Origin of the sequence: Winogradskyella sp. (assembly GCF_003712105.1) — a bacterium.
GTDB lineage: Bacteria > Bacteroidota > Bacteroidia > Flavobacteriales > Flavobacteriaceae > Winogradskyella.
Window position 1 is genome coordinate 128,567 of the sequence record NZ_RHLG01000001.1, and the last position, 14,501, is coordinate 143,067.

Consider the following 14,501-nt stretch of genomic DNA (forward strand, 5'->3'; position numbering starts at 1 on the left):
TTACAAGTTTTTATAATCTGGTAATTCAGGTCTATTTTTTATACCTGTTTCAATAATGTTTAAAACATGTTTACGCTCTTCACCATGCAATGGCAAACGCGGCGCACGAACGTTTTCTGTACCTATTCCTGTGGCGACTTCAGCCAATTTAATGTTCTGAACTAATTTAGGGTTTATATCTAACTCTAACAATGGCAAAAACCATCTGTAAATCTCTAATGCTTCTTGTATCCTACCTGCTTTTTGTAACTCATAAATCGCTACTGTTTCATTCGGAAACGCACATACCAAACCTGCGATCCAACCATCTGCACCCATTAATAAACTCTCCAATGCAAGCGTATCAACTCCTGTCATAATTTTAAGACGATCTCCAAAACGATTTCTAATTCGTGTAACATTAGAAATATCTCTCGTTGATTCTTTAACAGCTTCTATATTATCGCATTTTAAAAGTTCTTCGAACATGTCTAGAGTTACTTCTACTTTATAATCTACAGGATTGTTATATACCATTATTGGTAGAGATGTACTATTGGCAACTGACTTAAAATACTCAACAGTTTCTCTATCGCCCGATTTGTAGCGCATTGGTGGCAACATCATCAGACCTTTTGCACCATCTTCTTCGGCTTTTTGAGCAGCACTAATTGCACCTTTTGTGGTTTGCTCAGCTACATTCATTAAAACGGGCACTTTGCCTTTAACAATATCTACAGTAGCTCTAGTAAGTACACGTTTATCATCTTCACTTAATGTACTTGCTTCCCCTAGTGTACCGCCAAGAACAATTCCATGCACACCGGCTTCTAATTGCGCTTCAATATTGTGTTCAAACATGTGCAAGTCTAAAGTATCATTATCTGTAAACTTAGTTGTTACTGCAGGCATTACACCTTTCCATTGAATACTCATAATATTAATTTTGATATGCTAAAATTACATTAGATCCCAAGGATAGAGTGTTCTTAATTTATCCAATACTAATACTATATTATCCTAATTATTACTATTTTATCTTTAAATGAATAGTATTTGTGTATTTTTGTTATAATGAAAGTCCTTCCGTTTAAGATACCTAAACCAGAATTTGACGCTTTAATCTTTCAAGAAGATAATGCCATTACCTTTTTTGATAAGTTGCACCAACATGAAGAAATCCAGGTAAGTCTAATTCTTGAAGGAGATGGTACACTTATAGTAGGCGATACAATTAACTATTATAAATCAAATGATGTTTTGGTTATTGGCAGCAACTTACCGCATGTATTTAAAAATGATATTAATGCTAGCCGAAACTCACACATGCTCACACTTTTCTTCACTAAAAATTCCTTTGGGAAAGATTTCTTTGACTTAGAAGAACTAAAAGAAACATCTATTTTTTTTAAACGCTCAACGCATGGTTTTAGAGTGACATCACATAAAAAGAAAATCAAAGATTTATTCCTTCAACTCAAAGAAGCATCGAAATTAAAACGCTTCATTTTGCTTTTAGAGTTACTACAAATAATAAGTAAGGCTAATTATCATAGTCTATCATCATTTATTTATAATAAAACTTACACGGATATTGAAGGTACTCGAATGCGTAATGTATTTGAGTATACCATGGAAAATTACAACAGCACCATATATTTAGAGACCATTGCCGAAGTAGCAAATATGACCAAAAATGCCTTTTGTAAATATTTTAAAAGGAGAACTAACAAAACCTATATTCAATTTTTAAATGAATTGCGCATTGAGCATGCTTGTAAACTTCTATTATCTCAAAGAGACTTACCAATTATTGAAATTGCTGAACAAACAGGTTTTAATAACTTATCCAATTTTAATAGGCAGTTTAAAAAACTAAAAAATTTGAGTCCCTTAGAGTTTAAAAAATCATAAACTGTCTCTAAGTTTTTTTGGTAAGCCTTTTACAACTTGTTCGTAAGAATGATCTATGAGCTGAAGAATGAGCTTTACAGTTACATCTGAATTATGTATGCTTACGCTATTCCATAATCGCTTATGCATATGATAACCTGGTGTAACACCATCGTAAGCTTCTCTGAGCTCTTCTGCATATTCTGGGTCGCATTTAAGATTTATAAACCCATTGCCTTCTTCCCACTTTTTTAATGAAGCTAAAGCAAACATTTTATTACAAACCTTAAAGACTAACACGTCTTCATCAAATGGAAAGTGCTCAGTCACCTCTTTTTTTGCAATACAATAATTTCTGTAATCTTCTATAGTCATACCTAAATTTAGGCATAAATTTCAAAAAAATACAATCTGCTACAGCTCTTCTTTAGAGTTCGAAGTTCTTGATGATTGGTTAGTCTCTTTTTGCAGTTTTATCGGCGGAATATCTAAACTAACTAGTATGTTATTGATTTGGCTTATTAACCAACTCATAGTCTTAAAATATTGTTTTGTATTAGTTAGACCTCATTTAATGCTAAATGTCACATTTTACTCTGAAATTTTTTTTTGGCTCAGGTGCTGTATCTATTTCTAAAGCTGTATAATCTAGTGTCCAACCAATGGTTTCTACTATAGATTCTATTAACTGAATTGCAGCAAGAGCTTCACCTCTAGCGACATTAAACAAGCCACTTTCAGGAATTTTCTCTTCAATATGTGTTTTGGCATTTGCATTTAATTCTGTTAAATCTGAAGCTTCAAACTTATTGAACACGCCATCTTGCTTATCGTAATAATTCATATTAGTCTCAATCGATAAAACTTCAGGCTGAGGAAAATGAGTTAATACGACTCGCTTGGTTGCTGGGTTAGCATCCATTTTGAGTTTATTCAAATCAAACCCAACATGAGCTTTAGCATTGATAACCACAAGTGCTTTCTTTTTACTTGAAATAAGTTTTAAAAACTTTTCTTTCACATCCTCATAATGATAGATTTCAGCAAAATCACCTTCAACGGTAATGAACTTGCACACGCGCTTTATTTTATCTAGTAAAATTACCGACTGTGCTTTTCGTCTAATTCTTCTTCGAAATTGCTTGTAAACCGTAACTAAACCTAAGGTTACTAGAATACTAATTATAACAATTAAAAATGTATCCATTACTCCAAGGTTTTATATAAAATAGGCTTACTAGGTGTAGCATCATTATCAAAAGGCGCTATCTGTAAATTGAGCATATAGCATCCATCTTCTATTTTATTAGACACATATATAAACTCGGTAATTGTAGCATCGGTTCTTAATTTACCTGACGTATTCCAAAACGCATTGTGTGATAAGAGCTCACCATCATCCTTCTCTTTATCAACACTTGGCAAATCGATCAATAAATGTTTTACGCCTTTATCTCGCAAATAAATTGCTGCTTCTTCGAGCATGTAAGTAGGATTTGTATTAGAGTACTGATAGGTTTTCTTATACTTTGCGTTAGGCAAAGTTCTAATGACCACGGCATCTCTTTTTTTGTTTCCTAATGCAAACTGAAGCTGTTTTTTTGAAATCACATAATCTTCATCTTGTTTTTCCGGTGGTATTGTTATCACCTCAGCTAAAAAGAAGAATTGTTTTAATTGCTTATTTATAGAATGTTTTCCGTCTACAATATGGCCAACAGTTTCGGTATGTGTGCCGTGAGAATGTGGGTTAAAAGTTATGGTGTTAAAATTGACTACAGCACCTTCCGAAACACTAATAATATCACCATCAAAAACTTCAGGTTGAATTTTTGGTGGTCCAATATACCATGCATTTACATTTTTTTCTCCATCACGAATAGGAATAGAAATATCTAAAGGTTTGGACAAATCAATCTTAATTTTTTTTGAATTATACTGAACGGTTGTAATCAAGATAAATTGAGTTTAAATAATTCAGAGGCAATTCCGTCGCTTAAAAATTGCCCTTTTTTGGTTACTCGCAAATGCTCCTCATCAATATACAACAAATGTTGGTTAATGTATGCATTTGCGTGCTCCAAAAGATAATCCTTAAAAACTGTGCCAAAATCTTTCTCAACTTTAGCAATTGAAATTCCCCACATGGTACGTAATCCTATCATTACATATTCGTTATAGCGGTCAGTCTTTGTCAATGTTTCTAGCTCAATAGGTAATTCCCCATTTTGAATTGCCTTTATATATTTTGAATTATTACGCACATTCCATCCACGTTGTTTACCATTAAATGAATGTGCTGAAGGTCCAATACCTATATAGGATTTACCTTGCCAATAGGCCGAATTATTACGGCTAAAAAAGCCCTCTTTCCCAAAGTTTGACAATTCATAATGCACAAAACCTTTATTTTCTAGAGTCTCTTTTAGAATATAAAATTGCTCTTGCGCTTTTTCGTCATTAACATCATCAATAATACCCTTTTTTATAAACGAAGCCAAAGCTGTATTGGGCTCAACAGTTAGTGCGTAACAAGATATATGAGGTATATTATAGCTCAATGCAGTTTCTATATTCTGAATCCATTGCGTATTGGTCGCATTTTGAATCCCATAAATTAGATCTACCGAAATATTATCGAAATGCTGAGTTGCCACTAATAAGCAGTTTTTTGCCTCTTCAGAATTATGAGCACGATTCATCAATTTTAAATCTTCATCAAAAAAAGACTGAATACCAATAGATAATCTGTTGATTTGTGTATGCGTTAAATTTTGTATGCGTTCAGGTGATAAATCATCAGGATTGGCTTCTAATGTAATTTCAGGATTATCAGAAACCTTATAATTTTTATAGACCGATTCAATTAAAAACTGTAATTCTTTAATCGATAATACTGAAGGTGTGCCGCCGCCAAAATAAATCGTTTCAATAGTTACCCCATTAAACTCATCTTTTCTAAGCTCTAATTCTTTAGCTAGAGCACCGACCATTTCATCACGCTTTTTTAGTGATGTCGAAAAATGAAAATCGCAATAATGACATGCTTGTTTACAAAATGGAATATGGATGTAGATGCCTGACATTTATTTCTTCACTCTACCCTCATTTTGCTTTACAAAACTTGCCCAACCAGAATAACTTTTGCCCACTTGTAATCTACCTTGATTGTAAAAATGACAAACGGCGGCTGCCAAACCATCCGTAGAATCTAGATTTTTCGGTAACTCTTTTAACCCTAGCAAGCTTTGTAGCATTTTTGCCACTTGTTCTTTTGAGGCATTACCATTACCTGTGATGGCCATTTTAATTTTTTTAGGTGAATATTCGGTAATTGGGATTTCGCGCGATAAGCCTGCTGCCATAGCCACACCTTGAGCGCGACCTAACTTTAGCATACTTTGTACATTCTTGCCAAAAAAAGGTGCTTCGATAGCAATTGCGTCTGGGTGATAGGTGTCAATTAGTTCTATTGTGCGTTCAAAAATAAGTTTGAGTTTTAGGTAATGGTCATTATACTTTTTAAGTTGTAACTCATTAAGTTGTAAAAACTCCATCTTTTTACCCACAACTTTTATAAGCCCAAAACCCATTACTGTAGTTCCTGGGTCAATACCTAATATTATTTGTTCTGAAGCCATAAATTAATCACAATAATAACAGCCACTTAAAGCTATTGATACTCCAAAAGTTACATTAAATACATTACCATTAAACGCACCTAAGCCCAATATTTCGGGGTTATAATCATCTAAACTTGTAAAGCCATAGATATACGAAATGTCACTGTACAAAGCTATTTTTCTATTAATTGAATAATGCACTTCAAAGCCAAGAATAAAATTTAGATACGATTGTTTATTATCGCCCAAATTTCCTAAAGGCTTTGCATTTGAATACCCTGGACCTGCATGTAAAACCACTTGAAAATGCTCTGGTAAAAAGGTTAAAGACTGCGATGGATTATACACCAATTGTGCATTAATACGTGAATAATTTACCTTGAACTCTTGCATGCCATCTTCACTAGCAAAGCGATTAAACCCATAATCTAATTTTGCACCTAAAGTTCTACTAAACATACGTTGTATGCCTAAATTTACTGTTGGGAAATTTAAACCTTTAGCAGGTGCACTATCTATAAAGCCTGATTTTGACGGAGAATTAACACCAAGAGATATTTGCGCTTTCCAAGTGCTATTATCTATGCGTTGAGCATATGTAATGCTTAAGAAAAATAGAAGGTTTGTAACTAGCAGGTATTTTGCAAACTTATGTCGCATAGTCTTATAATTTGGTTTAATTTGTAGCGTGTTTGAAAGCATTCCATACAAAACTAAGCAATTCTTAATTGCCATTATTAAACTAAGTATAATAGTTGGAGCCACATATTATATCTACAATAAGTTACTTAGCAACCCAAAACTCAATTTTAGTGAATTTGCTTCATTTTTAGTGAAAAATGATACTTTTTCAGTTAAAAACGTTCTTTTTTTACTCTTTTTATCCATTTTTAATTGGTTTTTCGAAATTCTGAAATGGCAAAAATTAGTTAATTCTATTAAAAAAATTACTTTTTTTGAAGCCTTAGAGCAAAGTCTCGGTGGCCATACAGCTTCATTAATTACACCTAACAGAATTGGAGACTATGGCGCAAAATCTGCTTACTATTCAAGGACTCACAGAAAACAAATTGTACTGCTCAATCTACTTGCCAATATGAATCAAATGGCGGTAACTACACTATTTGGAATCTTAGGTTTAGTGACATTCTATAAAACATATGAGATGGAACTAAACTACTATAAAATATCAAGATTCCTTATAATTATTTGTGCTGTCGGTCTATTCACAATATTTGGCGTTAAACAATCAAAAGTTAAAATCAAAGGATTTTCCATTGAGCGCGTCATAAATTACCTTAAAAATATACCCTATAAAATTCATAGGCATACGTTTTTACTTTCAGTATTTAGGTACGCTACTTTTTCCTTTCAATTTTATCTTTTGTTGCAAATATTTGGTGTAGATATTGACTATTATACTGCTATGGTCGCCATAAGCAGCATGTATTTTTTAAGTTCGATTATTCCAACATTAGCGGCTTTTGATGTCCTAATAAAAACAAGTGCAGCTGTATTTTTATTTAGTTTCTTAGATATAGATGAGTTAACTATTTTGAGTGTATCGACGACCATGTGGCTTCTTAATTTTATTTTACCTAGTGTTTTTGGAAGTTACTTCGTCATTAATTTTCAACTTCCTAAAACAGAAGATTAGATGTTATTTGGTATTTGTTTCAGTATTATATGCCTCTACCTAGCATTAATTGCTTGGTTTAATTGGGGATTTAATAAAGTTGAAGAATTTCAACTTCAAGATTTAAAACCGAAGACTCAATTTACCGTAATTATTCCGTTTAGAAACGAAGCTAAAAATCTCCCAGTACTACTTAACGCAATTAGCAATCTACATTATCCTAAATCACACTATGAAATTATTTTAGTTAATGATGCTTCTGAAGACAATTCCGTTGAAATTATTACTGGTTTCTTAGGCAAGAACCTATCAGAATTTAATGTGAGCATAATTGAGAATCATAGAACATCAAATTCGCCTAAAAAAGATGCCATTAATACCGCAATATATAAAGCAAAACATGATTGGATTATAACGACAGATGCCGATTGTTTGCTGCCAAAATATTGGCTAGACAGTTATGATGAATACATCCAAAAAAATGAAATTATTGCAATTGCCGGACCTGTAAGGTTTGTTGGCTTATCGTCTTTTTTTAATCGCTTTCAAATATTGGATACCTTGAGCCTTCAAGGTGTAACTATAGCTGGTTTTGGTTTGAAACATCCTTTTATGTGCAACGGAGCAAATTTTGCATATTCAAAAACTGCTTTTAACACTGTTAATGGTTTTGAAGGCAACCACATAATAGCTAGTGGTGACGATGTTTTTTTGCTTCAAAAATTCAAAAAAGAATACCCTAAAAAAGTGGACTTTATAAAGTCCGAAAAAGCTACGGTACAGGCAAAAGTTGCTGACTCCTTTGAATCATACATTCAACAGAGAATACGTTGGGCATCTAAAACTAAAAGCTATGATTCTGCCATAACTAAGGGTATTGGCCTTTTGGTTTTCTTAGCAAATCTTATCATGGTAATATTAATTCCACTTTGGGCATTTAATTTGCTAAGTCTGAAAACAATTGGGATGTTCTACCTCATAAAATCGAGCATAGATCTACTCATTATTTTTAAAACTGCACGCTTTTACCAACAAGAACCTGTGCTATTATCGTATGTGTTTTCTAGTCTCTTATACCCATTTATAACTACATATATTATCATTGTTGCGCCATTTTCGTCATATAAATGGAAAGGCAGAATATTTAAAAATTAAAGTTTTTTTGGTAGCTTTAACCAAATCGAAGACTTTAAACCCAAATCTAAACACAACTCATCATGAAAAATGCTATTCTATTTTGCTTATTTCTGATATGTATATCATTATCACATGCCCAACAACTTTATAAAGTTGGAGATGAAACCCTAGAACTAAAAACTGAAGTTGAAGGCGAATTAGATTTATTATGGACTATTACCGATGGGAATTATCGGTTTTTTATAAAAACAAAAGATGATAAAATTATTGAACTAAAAAACAATAAAACATCTGGTAGAGCTTATGACAATGCCTACATCCAAACCCTTAATGAATTAACTACTGGTAGCGGACTTTCTGCAGAAAAGGTAAAACTAACAACAGGAAGTCTAAAGCGTTTTTTAGATAAGTATAATAAAAGTGTGAATATCGATTATAATGCGGTTGATAGAGATAGTCGAGTAAACTTTAGACTAGGCTTTTTTGGTGGTATTACGAATCATCCATTAGTAGAAAGTATTGATAATAATTCTGCTTTTCAGTTGGCTGCAGAATTAGAAATATTTGGAGACACCAATAACCCAAGACACTCTGGCTTATTGCAAGCTAGACAAACTTTTGGCTCTAGTGGCGACTATAAAACCACAGAGTTTTCTTTAGCATACAGACTGCGTGTTATTAAAAAGGAAAACTTCAATATTTATGTACAAAACAACTTTGCTACGGTCAATATTTTCTCAGTAGATAGACTTATAAATACTACGACAGTTAACCAAGATGAAACGGAATTTGATGTGCCTTTTAGTTTTGGTATTGGTGCGGATTTTAAAATCTCTGACAATAGCTATATTTCAATTGTTTATGATAGATTATTTGCTGTAAATCTTGACAACAGAGGAGATTTCCCAACAGATATTTTGGTCGGTTATAAATTCAACTTATAATAGATGAGTATTCGGAATTCTAGTACTTCTAACCCTATTTTTAATGACTACTTTTGGGACGACGGTAGAGATTCGTCTAAAAAAATGACCGTATTTGGCATTTTTGTAAAATCGTTTGTGGGCATTATAGTCATAGCTGCTATTACATCTTATATCTGGAAATTAAGCACAGAAGGTGTTGATACTGGTTGGTTTACTTTAGGTGGCATGTTAGCCTCGATTGTAATAAGTATCATTATTTCGTTAAGAACACAATGGGCTGGTTTCTTGGTACCATTATATATTATAGCAAAAGGGGTTTTCCTTGGCGGATTTTCTGCTTATGCGCACAAAAATTACCCAGAATTACCATATCAAGCCATTGGTGTAACAATCGTTACTTTTTTTGTTATGCTCTTACTATATCAAACTCGAATTATTGTAGTGACAAAAAAACTAAGAAGTGTGATTATTACAGCAACTATAAGTATTATGGTTGTTTATCTAGTCTCCTGGATTCTTGGTTTTTTCGGAATTAAAACGTTTATATGGGGCACGTCTTGGTTAGCAATTGGGTTCAATATTTTAGCTGCTATAGTAGCATCTTTTGCATTGCTTTTAGACTTCGATTATATAGAGCGTTATAAAAATAAGGCACCTAAACAAAAGGAATGGCTAGCCACTTGGGGCTTATTAGCGACATTAATTTGGCTGTATGTTGAAGCACTAAGGTTACTTCAAAAATTTGCTATTAAGTTTAGATAATAAAATTTATATCCGATTGAGTACTTCGGTCAAGCTCAATATAAACTGAAGTCGACACCTATTTAAAGAACTACATTTTGAAGACCTTTCGACTACACTTCGACTTCGCTCACTGACCACGCTCAAGGTGACAAGACTCTATTTGATTGAAATAATTACTGGTAACACAAACTCAGTGTTGACTTGTTGGCCTCGTTTTAAAGCTGGATATATTTTAGGTAATTGTTCTATACTCCCATTAAGAAGGTCATTTATATCAGGAATTATTTCTAGAGTTTTTGGTTGTGTTTTTATATCTAAGACCGAAATTTTACCAATACTATCTATTCTTAATTTCATTGATATCGTATCGCTGATATCTTGCGAAACAACAATATTCTGTGAAGACAAGTAATCATTAACATGTTGTAAAATTACAGTTTCAAAACATAATTTTCTAGGTTGTTTTCCTGAAACAGTATCGCATGCCGAAAAACTAGGGTATTCGTCAACAGTATTCCAATCAATAGTTTCTAACTCTTGCTCAGCTATATCATCAGCTTTAACTTTTTTAGTTTCAAAATAGTTGCAAGAGACTAAAAGAAGAACAATACAGATTACTAATCGCTTCATTTACATAATTCTGAAACCGAAAAGTACAACATTTTTGGGTTTTAGTTTTTATCCATAAAGTTTTCCTCACGAAGTTCTTTTAAGCGATATTCAGCCAATCTTTTAAACATCTCTTCTTTGTTATTTTTTATGAAGTCTTCGTACAATTTTATAACAGCTTTTCTATCGGAATAATATTCGTCCTTTGTCCGTATAATTCGGAATTTGGTAAACGTATCTTTAGGATCTTCTTTTAAAGCTTTTTGGAAGGCTTTAATTGCTTGCGGATACTTTTTCTGGCGATTTAAAACCACTCCTAATTGCGAATACTCTTTACTTAATGGTGTATCCATTAGCTTTAATGACTTCGTTATATACTCTTCAGCTTTTTCAAAATTATTAAGTCGTTCGTAATAGGTGCCGATGAGATACATAGATGTTGCATCATAAGGATTGAATTGTAATACTTTTTTTCTATGAAAAATAGCATCTTCATAATCAGAATTTTTACCATAAGTGATACTCAATTTTTCATGAATAAACTCTGAAGATTCACCCAAATCAATAAGCCTTTTGAACCAAGTTATGGTTTCTTCCATATAATCTTGATAATAATAATTTTGCGCTTTTAAGCTTATAAGCTCTACATTATCAGGATAGCTTTCCAGGCCTTTATTGATATACTTATGAGAAATTGTATGATTGCGTTTTATAAGATGATGTTTCGCAATTTTAAATATTGCTTTTTGGTGGGTCTTATCTAAGTCGTATGCTGACATAAACCGATTTAAAGCTGTTGAATCATTAAGCTTTTCTAAAACAACGCCTTTTTGATAATGGTAATTAGGGTTTTTATAATCTGAATAGATCAAGTCTTCAAATAGTTTTGACGCTTCCTCGTACTTCTTTGAACGGGATAGTAATTGTGCGTATTCAAATTTGAGAAGAGAATTCTTAGGGTTAGATTCTACACCTTTTTTATAGGCCTCTAGAGCCTTACCAAAATTCCCTATGGCGATATAAGCTTTGGCTATTTTACCATAAACCTCAGTTTTGTTATTGTATGTATTATAGGATTCTATGGCCATAGAATATTTTCCGTAAGCATATAAACTATCTCCAACTTGTAATGCCGAAGACTGAGCTTCGGCATTAACTTGACTAATTAAAAGAAGTAAAAGAATTACTTTTCTCATATCTTAATTTTCGGGCTGGATTTGAAACATAATAGGCAATGAGTAAGGCACAATTACCTTTTCTCCATTGTGCTCGCCAGGTATCATTTGTGGTAATAATTCTATAACTCTTACTGATTCTTCCTCCAAACCTGGATGTGGTGCTCTAGCTTTTATATCAATGACATTACCATCTTTGTCTATTTTAAAGAATACTGAGATGCGTTGCTTACCAACTAAGCCAAGATTAGATGCCTTTTCTATATTAAAGTTTTTATTTACAAACTTGGCCACCTTTTGAGAAGTGCATTTCTTCTTTTCTTCTTCATCTGTTAATTGTGAACACTCTTCAAATGTCGGTGCTTTATCTATTACCGCATACGGTACCTCGGTTTTTCCGTCAAAATCCCTTGGATCAAGCTTTTCAGTTTCTGTAACGCTCTTGCCTTTAGAAGCAAAGAAATCAAAAGGGTTCTTAAAGTTAATATACATTTTATAGGTTTCCCCATCTTTATTACCAACTTCTGCTTCAGTAAATTCTCCTGAAAGTTCTTCATCTTTATGATGAATTGAATACCTAATTTCTTTAGTTTCGTGATTTATTACCGCCCAGCTCACATAATTGCTATTGTTAAAAAGAAAATCCTCATACTTTTCATGAATTTTCTTTGTTTCATCATCCATATTACGACTTAAGGACATTGAGTAAGAGTATTGTTCTAAATCTAATGCTTGTTCAGATTCAAATTCTGAAACTCCTTTTTCGCATGACACATATAGAAGCATAGAAAAAACTGCTGGAAATAAAAGTAAATACTTGATAAGCGCTATTTGCTTTGATTTTGATTTTTGTAACATATCTATTCGTTTTTTAATTAAAGATGATTTAAAAAAAGTATTGGTAAAAGACAATTGCTGAGTGTCAAACACTTGGTTGAGCAATTGAACATAATACTGCCTTTTACCATTTTGTTCTATAGCACTGGCATCTGCAATATATTCATGTAGTGCTTTAATTCTACTTTGGTACATGTAAACTAATGGATTAAACCAAAGTACGATTCGCATAATTTCGAATACTAAAAGGTCTATACTATGCCATTGCTTAACATGCACCAACTCGTGATTAAGTATCGTAGACTTTTCGTTAATAGAGATTTTTTCACCCAAGAAAACCGTATTAAAAAATGAAAACGCTGCGTTACTCCTCATTAGATTTACAATGAGCACATTGCCTTTCCATCGTTTAGGGTTTTTATGCCTTAGCCAATAAAGTTTTAACAATTTATAAGTAAATAATAACAGTGCTGTCATTACCCCAAAACCTAAAACTATTTGCCAAATTGGTATGCCTGGATTATTTAGTTCAATCCCTGTTTGCAATGCTATTTGTTGGTCAAGCTCAGATACGGGCGTAATGTTACCTATAACTACTTCTGGTAATACAACAATAAAGTTGTCAGGCTGTAAAGCCTTAAATAAATCGAGCTTTACAAATGGCAAAACAAAAGACAAAATAGATGTCGTTAGCAGATAAAATCTATTGTAGGTAAAGAATGTTTCACGTTTAAGAAATACATCGTAGACTACTAAGAATACGAGTTGAAATATGACAATTTGTAAAATATAATGTAGCATCTCTATTCTGGTTTGTTAATTTCTTTAAGCAGTGCTTCAATATCTTGGATATTGACATCATTCTTTTTTACAAAAAAGGAAACCATGCTCTTAAATGACCCTTGAAAGTAATTATCGACCAATTTATTGATGGATTGATTACTATACGATTCTTTTGCAACAATAGGAAAGTAAATATGCCCTTTACCTTGCTTTTCATAATCTACAAAGCCTTTAGATTCTAAAATCCTTACTATAGTAGATACCGTATTATATGCTGGTTTAGGATCTGGCAATGTATCAATAATCGATTTTACGTTAGCATTTTTAAGTTGCCATAAAGCTTGCATTATTTCTTCTTCGGCCTTAGTTAACTGCTTCATATATATGTATTGAAATTTATTTTGAGAATACAAATATAACTAATTTTTTAGTTTCAACTAACTTTTTAGTTGAAATGTAACATTTCAGGTTACTTAGCGTCAAACCAGTTGAATTAATTTACGATATGGAAATTGTTATAATTATTGGAGCTTTATTACTAATGTTATTAGGATTAGCCGGAAGTTTTTTACCTGTTTTACCTGGACCACTTACTAGCTGGCTAGGCCTATTTGTATTAAGTTATGCTGACTCCGTTGATATCAGCTCAACCTTTTTAATCGTAACTTTTAGTATTGCATTGCTCATATTTATATTGGACTACATTATACCTGCAGTGGGCACCAAACGCTTTGGCGGTAGCAAATCTGGAATGATAGGAACATCGATTGGCTTAGTTATAGGTCTATTATCTCCTATTCCTTTTGGGATAATTATTGGTCCTTTTGTTGGTGCATTAATCGGTGAACTTATGCATAAAAATGATATGAACAGAGCAACAAAAGCTGCATTTGGCTCTTTTATAGGATTTATTACTTCAACATTTTTGAAGTTTATTGTTGCTGTAATTTACTTTGGACTTTTTATATCGAAACTAGTAGGAAATACCTCAATTGTATAATTCTTATACAAATAGAAAACCTAGCAAAATATCATCGGTCGACATTCTACTAGGTTTAAAAGCTATTAATTCAACAATTGCTTAAGAGGGATTAATTAAATTCTTGTTGACCCTTCAAAGGTAAATAAGCGATTTATCATTTTGCTGCTTGAAAACCGT

17 protein-coding genes are annotated in these 14,501 nt (G+C 32.6%); 6 read left to right on the forward strand and 11 right to left on the reverse strand.

Annotated features, from left to right (window positions below; all coding sequences use genetic code 11):
- Positions 1 to 915, reverse strand: a complete 915-nt coding sequence (locus tag ED556_RS00565) for a dihydrodipicolinate synthase family protein (protein ID WP_296318586.1) — start codon at positions 913 to 915, stop codon at positions 1 to 3.
- 138 nt (positions 916 to 1,053) lie between these two features.
- Between ED556_RS00565 and ED556_RS00570 the strand changes: the two genes are divergently transcribed.
- A complete protein-coding gene (locus tag ED556_RS00570; RefSeq protein WP_296318587.1) occupies positions 1,054 to 1,893 on the forward strand; it encodes an AraC family transcriptional regulator in 840 nt (279 codons plus the stop codon).
- Here ED556_RS00570 and ED556_RS00575 read toward each other — a convergent pair.
- The 6 genes from ED556_RS00575 to ED556_RS00600 form a co-directional block, all read right to left on the reverse strand.
- The gene (locus tag ED556_RS00575; protein WP_296318588.1) at positions 1,888 to 2,247 is read right to left on the reverse strand and encodes an MmcQ/YjbR family DNA-binding protein; all 360 of its coding nucleotides are present in this window, start codon (positions 2,245 to 2,247) and stop codon (positions 1,888 to 1,890) included. The two genes, ED556_RS00570 and ED556_RS00575, sit on opposite strands and share 6 nt — an antisense overlap.
- Positions 2,248 to 2,449: 202 nt before the next feature.
- Positions 2,450 to 3,079: a DUF4230 domain-containing protein gene (locus ED556_RS00580; protein ID WP_296318589.1), complete on the reverse strand. Its 630-nt coding sequence runs from the start codon at positions 3,077 to 3,079 to the stop codon at positions 2,450 to 2,452.
- Complete coding sequence (locus ED556_RS00585; protein ID WP_296318590.1) at positions 3,079 to 3,828, reverse strand: cyclase family protein; 750 nt, start codon at positions 3,826 to 3,828, stop codon at positions 3,079 to 3,081. Before ED556_RS00585 ends, ED556_RS00580 begins: the two co-directional genes overlap by 1 nt.
- On the reverse strand, positions 3,825 to 4,958 hold the full coding sequence (hemW, locus tag ED556_RS00590; protein WP_296318591.1) for a radical SAM family heme chaperone HemW: 1,134 nt from the start codon (positions 4,956 to 4,958) through the stop codon (positions 3,825 to 3,827). The genes ED556_RS00585 and hemW overlap by 4 nt, the downstream gene beginning before the upstream one ends.
- Positions 4,959 to 5,513, reverse strand: a complete 555-nt coding sequence (gene ruvC / locus ED556_RS00595) for a crossover junction endodeoxyribonuclease RuvC (RefSeq protein WP_296318592.1) — start codon at positions 5,511 to 5,513, stop codon at positions 4,959 to 4,961. It abuts the gene before it with no gap.
- A 3-nt stretch (positions 5,514 to 5,516) separates the two neighbouring features.
- Complete coding sequence (locus tag ED556_RS00600) at positions 5,517 to 6,155, reverse strand: outer membrane beta-barrel protein (RefSeq protein WP_296318593.1); 639 nt, start codon at positions 6,153 to 6,155, stop codon at positions 5,517 to 5,519.
- Between the two features lie 28 nt (positions 6,156 to 6,183).
- On the opposite strand from ED556_RS00600, the gene ED556_RS00605 reads away from it, so the two are divergent.
- The 4 genes from ED556_RS00605 to ED556_RS00620 all read left to right on the forward strand — a co-directional run bounded on the left by ED556_RS00605 (position 6,184) and on the right by ED556_RS00620 (position 9,956).
- Complete coding sequence (locus ED556_RS00605; RefSeq protein ID WP_296318594.1) at positions 6,184 to 7,152, forward strand: lysylphosphatidylglycerol synthase domain-containing protein; 969 nt, start codon at positions 6,184 to 6,186, stop codon at positions 7,150 to 7,152.
- Positions 7,153 to 8,286 (forward strand): glycosyltransferase, encoded by a 1,134-nt coding sequence (locus tag ED556_RS00610; protein WP_296318595.1) that lies wholly within the window; start codon positions 7,153 to 7,155, stop codon positions 8,284 to 8,286.
- Between the two features lie 62 nt (positions 8,287 to 8,348).
- Positions 8,349 to 9,212, forward strand: coding sequence for a hypothetical protein (locus ED556_RS00615; protein WP_296318596.1), 864 nt, complete (start codon positions 8,349 to 8,351; stop codon positions 9,210 to 9,212).
- A gap of 3 nt (positions 9,213 to 9,215) precedes the next feature.
- Positions 9,216 to 9,956 carry a Bax inhibitor-1/YccA family protein gene (locus ED556_RS00620; RefSeq protein ID WP_296318597.1) on the forward strand — a complete coding sequence of 247 codons (741 nt, stop codon included), beginning with the start codon at positions 9,216 to 9,218 and terminating at the stop codon, positions 9,954 to 9,956.
- 138 nt (positions 9,957 to 10,094) lie between these two features.
- On the opposite strand, the gene ED556_RS00625 is transcribed toward ED556_RS00620, so the two are convergent.
- From ED556_RS00625 to ED556_RS00640, 4 genes are read right to left on the reverse strand one after another with little or no spacing between them, the layout of a single operon-like run.
- Positions 10,095 to 10,568, reverse strand: coding sequence for a hypothetical protein (locus ED556_RS00625; protein ID WP_296318598.1), 474 nt, complete (start codon positions 10,566 to 10,568; stop codon positions 10,095 to 10,097).
- A gap of 41 nt (positions 10,569 to 10,609) precedes the next feature.
- Positions 10,610 to 11,743, reverse strand: coding sequence for a tetratricopeptide repeat protein (locus ED556_RS00630; RefSeq protein ID WP_296318599.1), 1,134 nt, complete (start codon positions 11,741 to 11,743; stop codon positions 10,610 to 10,612).
- Between the two features lie 3 nt (positions 11,744 to 11,746).
- A complete protein-coding gene (locus ED556_RS00635; protein ID WP_296318600.1) occupies positions 11,747 to 13,360 on the reverse strand; it encodes a M56 family metallopeptidase in 1,614 nt (537 codons plus the stop codon).
- A gap of 2 nt (positions 13,361 to 13,362) precedes the next feature.
- A complete protein-coding gene (locus ED556_RS00640; protein WP_296318601.1) occupies positions 13,363 to 13,722 on the reverse strand; it encodes a BlaI/MecI/CopY family transcriptional regulator in 360 nt (119 codons plus the stop codon).
- Between the two features lie 125 nt (positions 13,723 to 13,847).
- Between ED556_RS00640 and ED556_RS00645 the strand changes: the two genes are divergently transcribed.
- Positions 13,848 to 14,342: a DUF456 domain-containing protein gene (locus ED556_RS00645; RefSeq protein WP_296318602.1), complete on the forward strand. Its 495-nt coding sequence runs from the start codon at positions 13,848 to 13,850 to the stop codon at positions 14,340 to 14,342.
- The last annotated feature ends 159 nt before the right edge of the window (positions 14,343 to 14,501 follow it).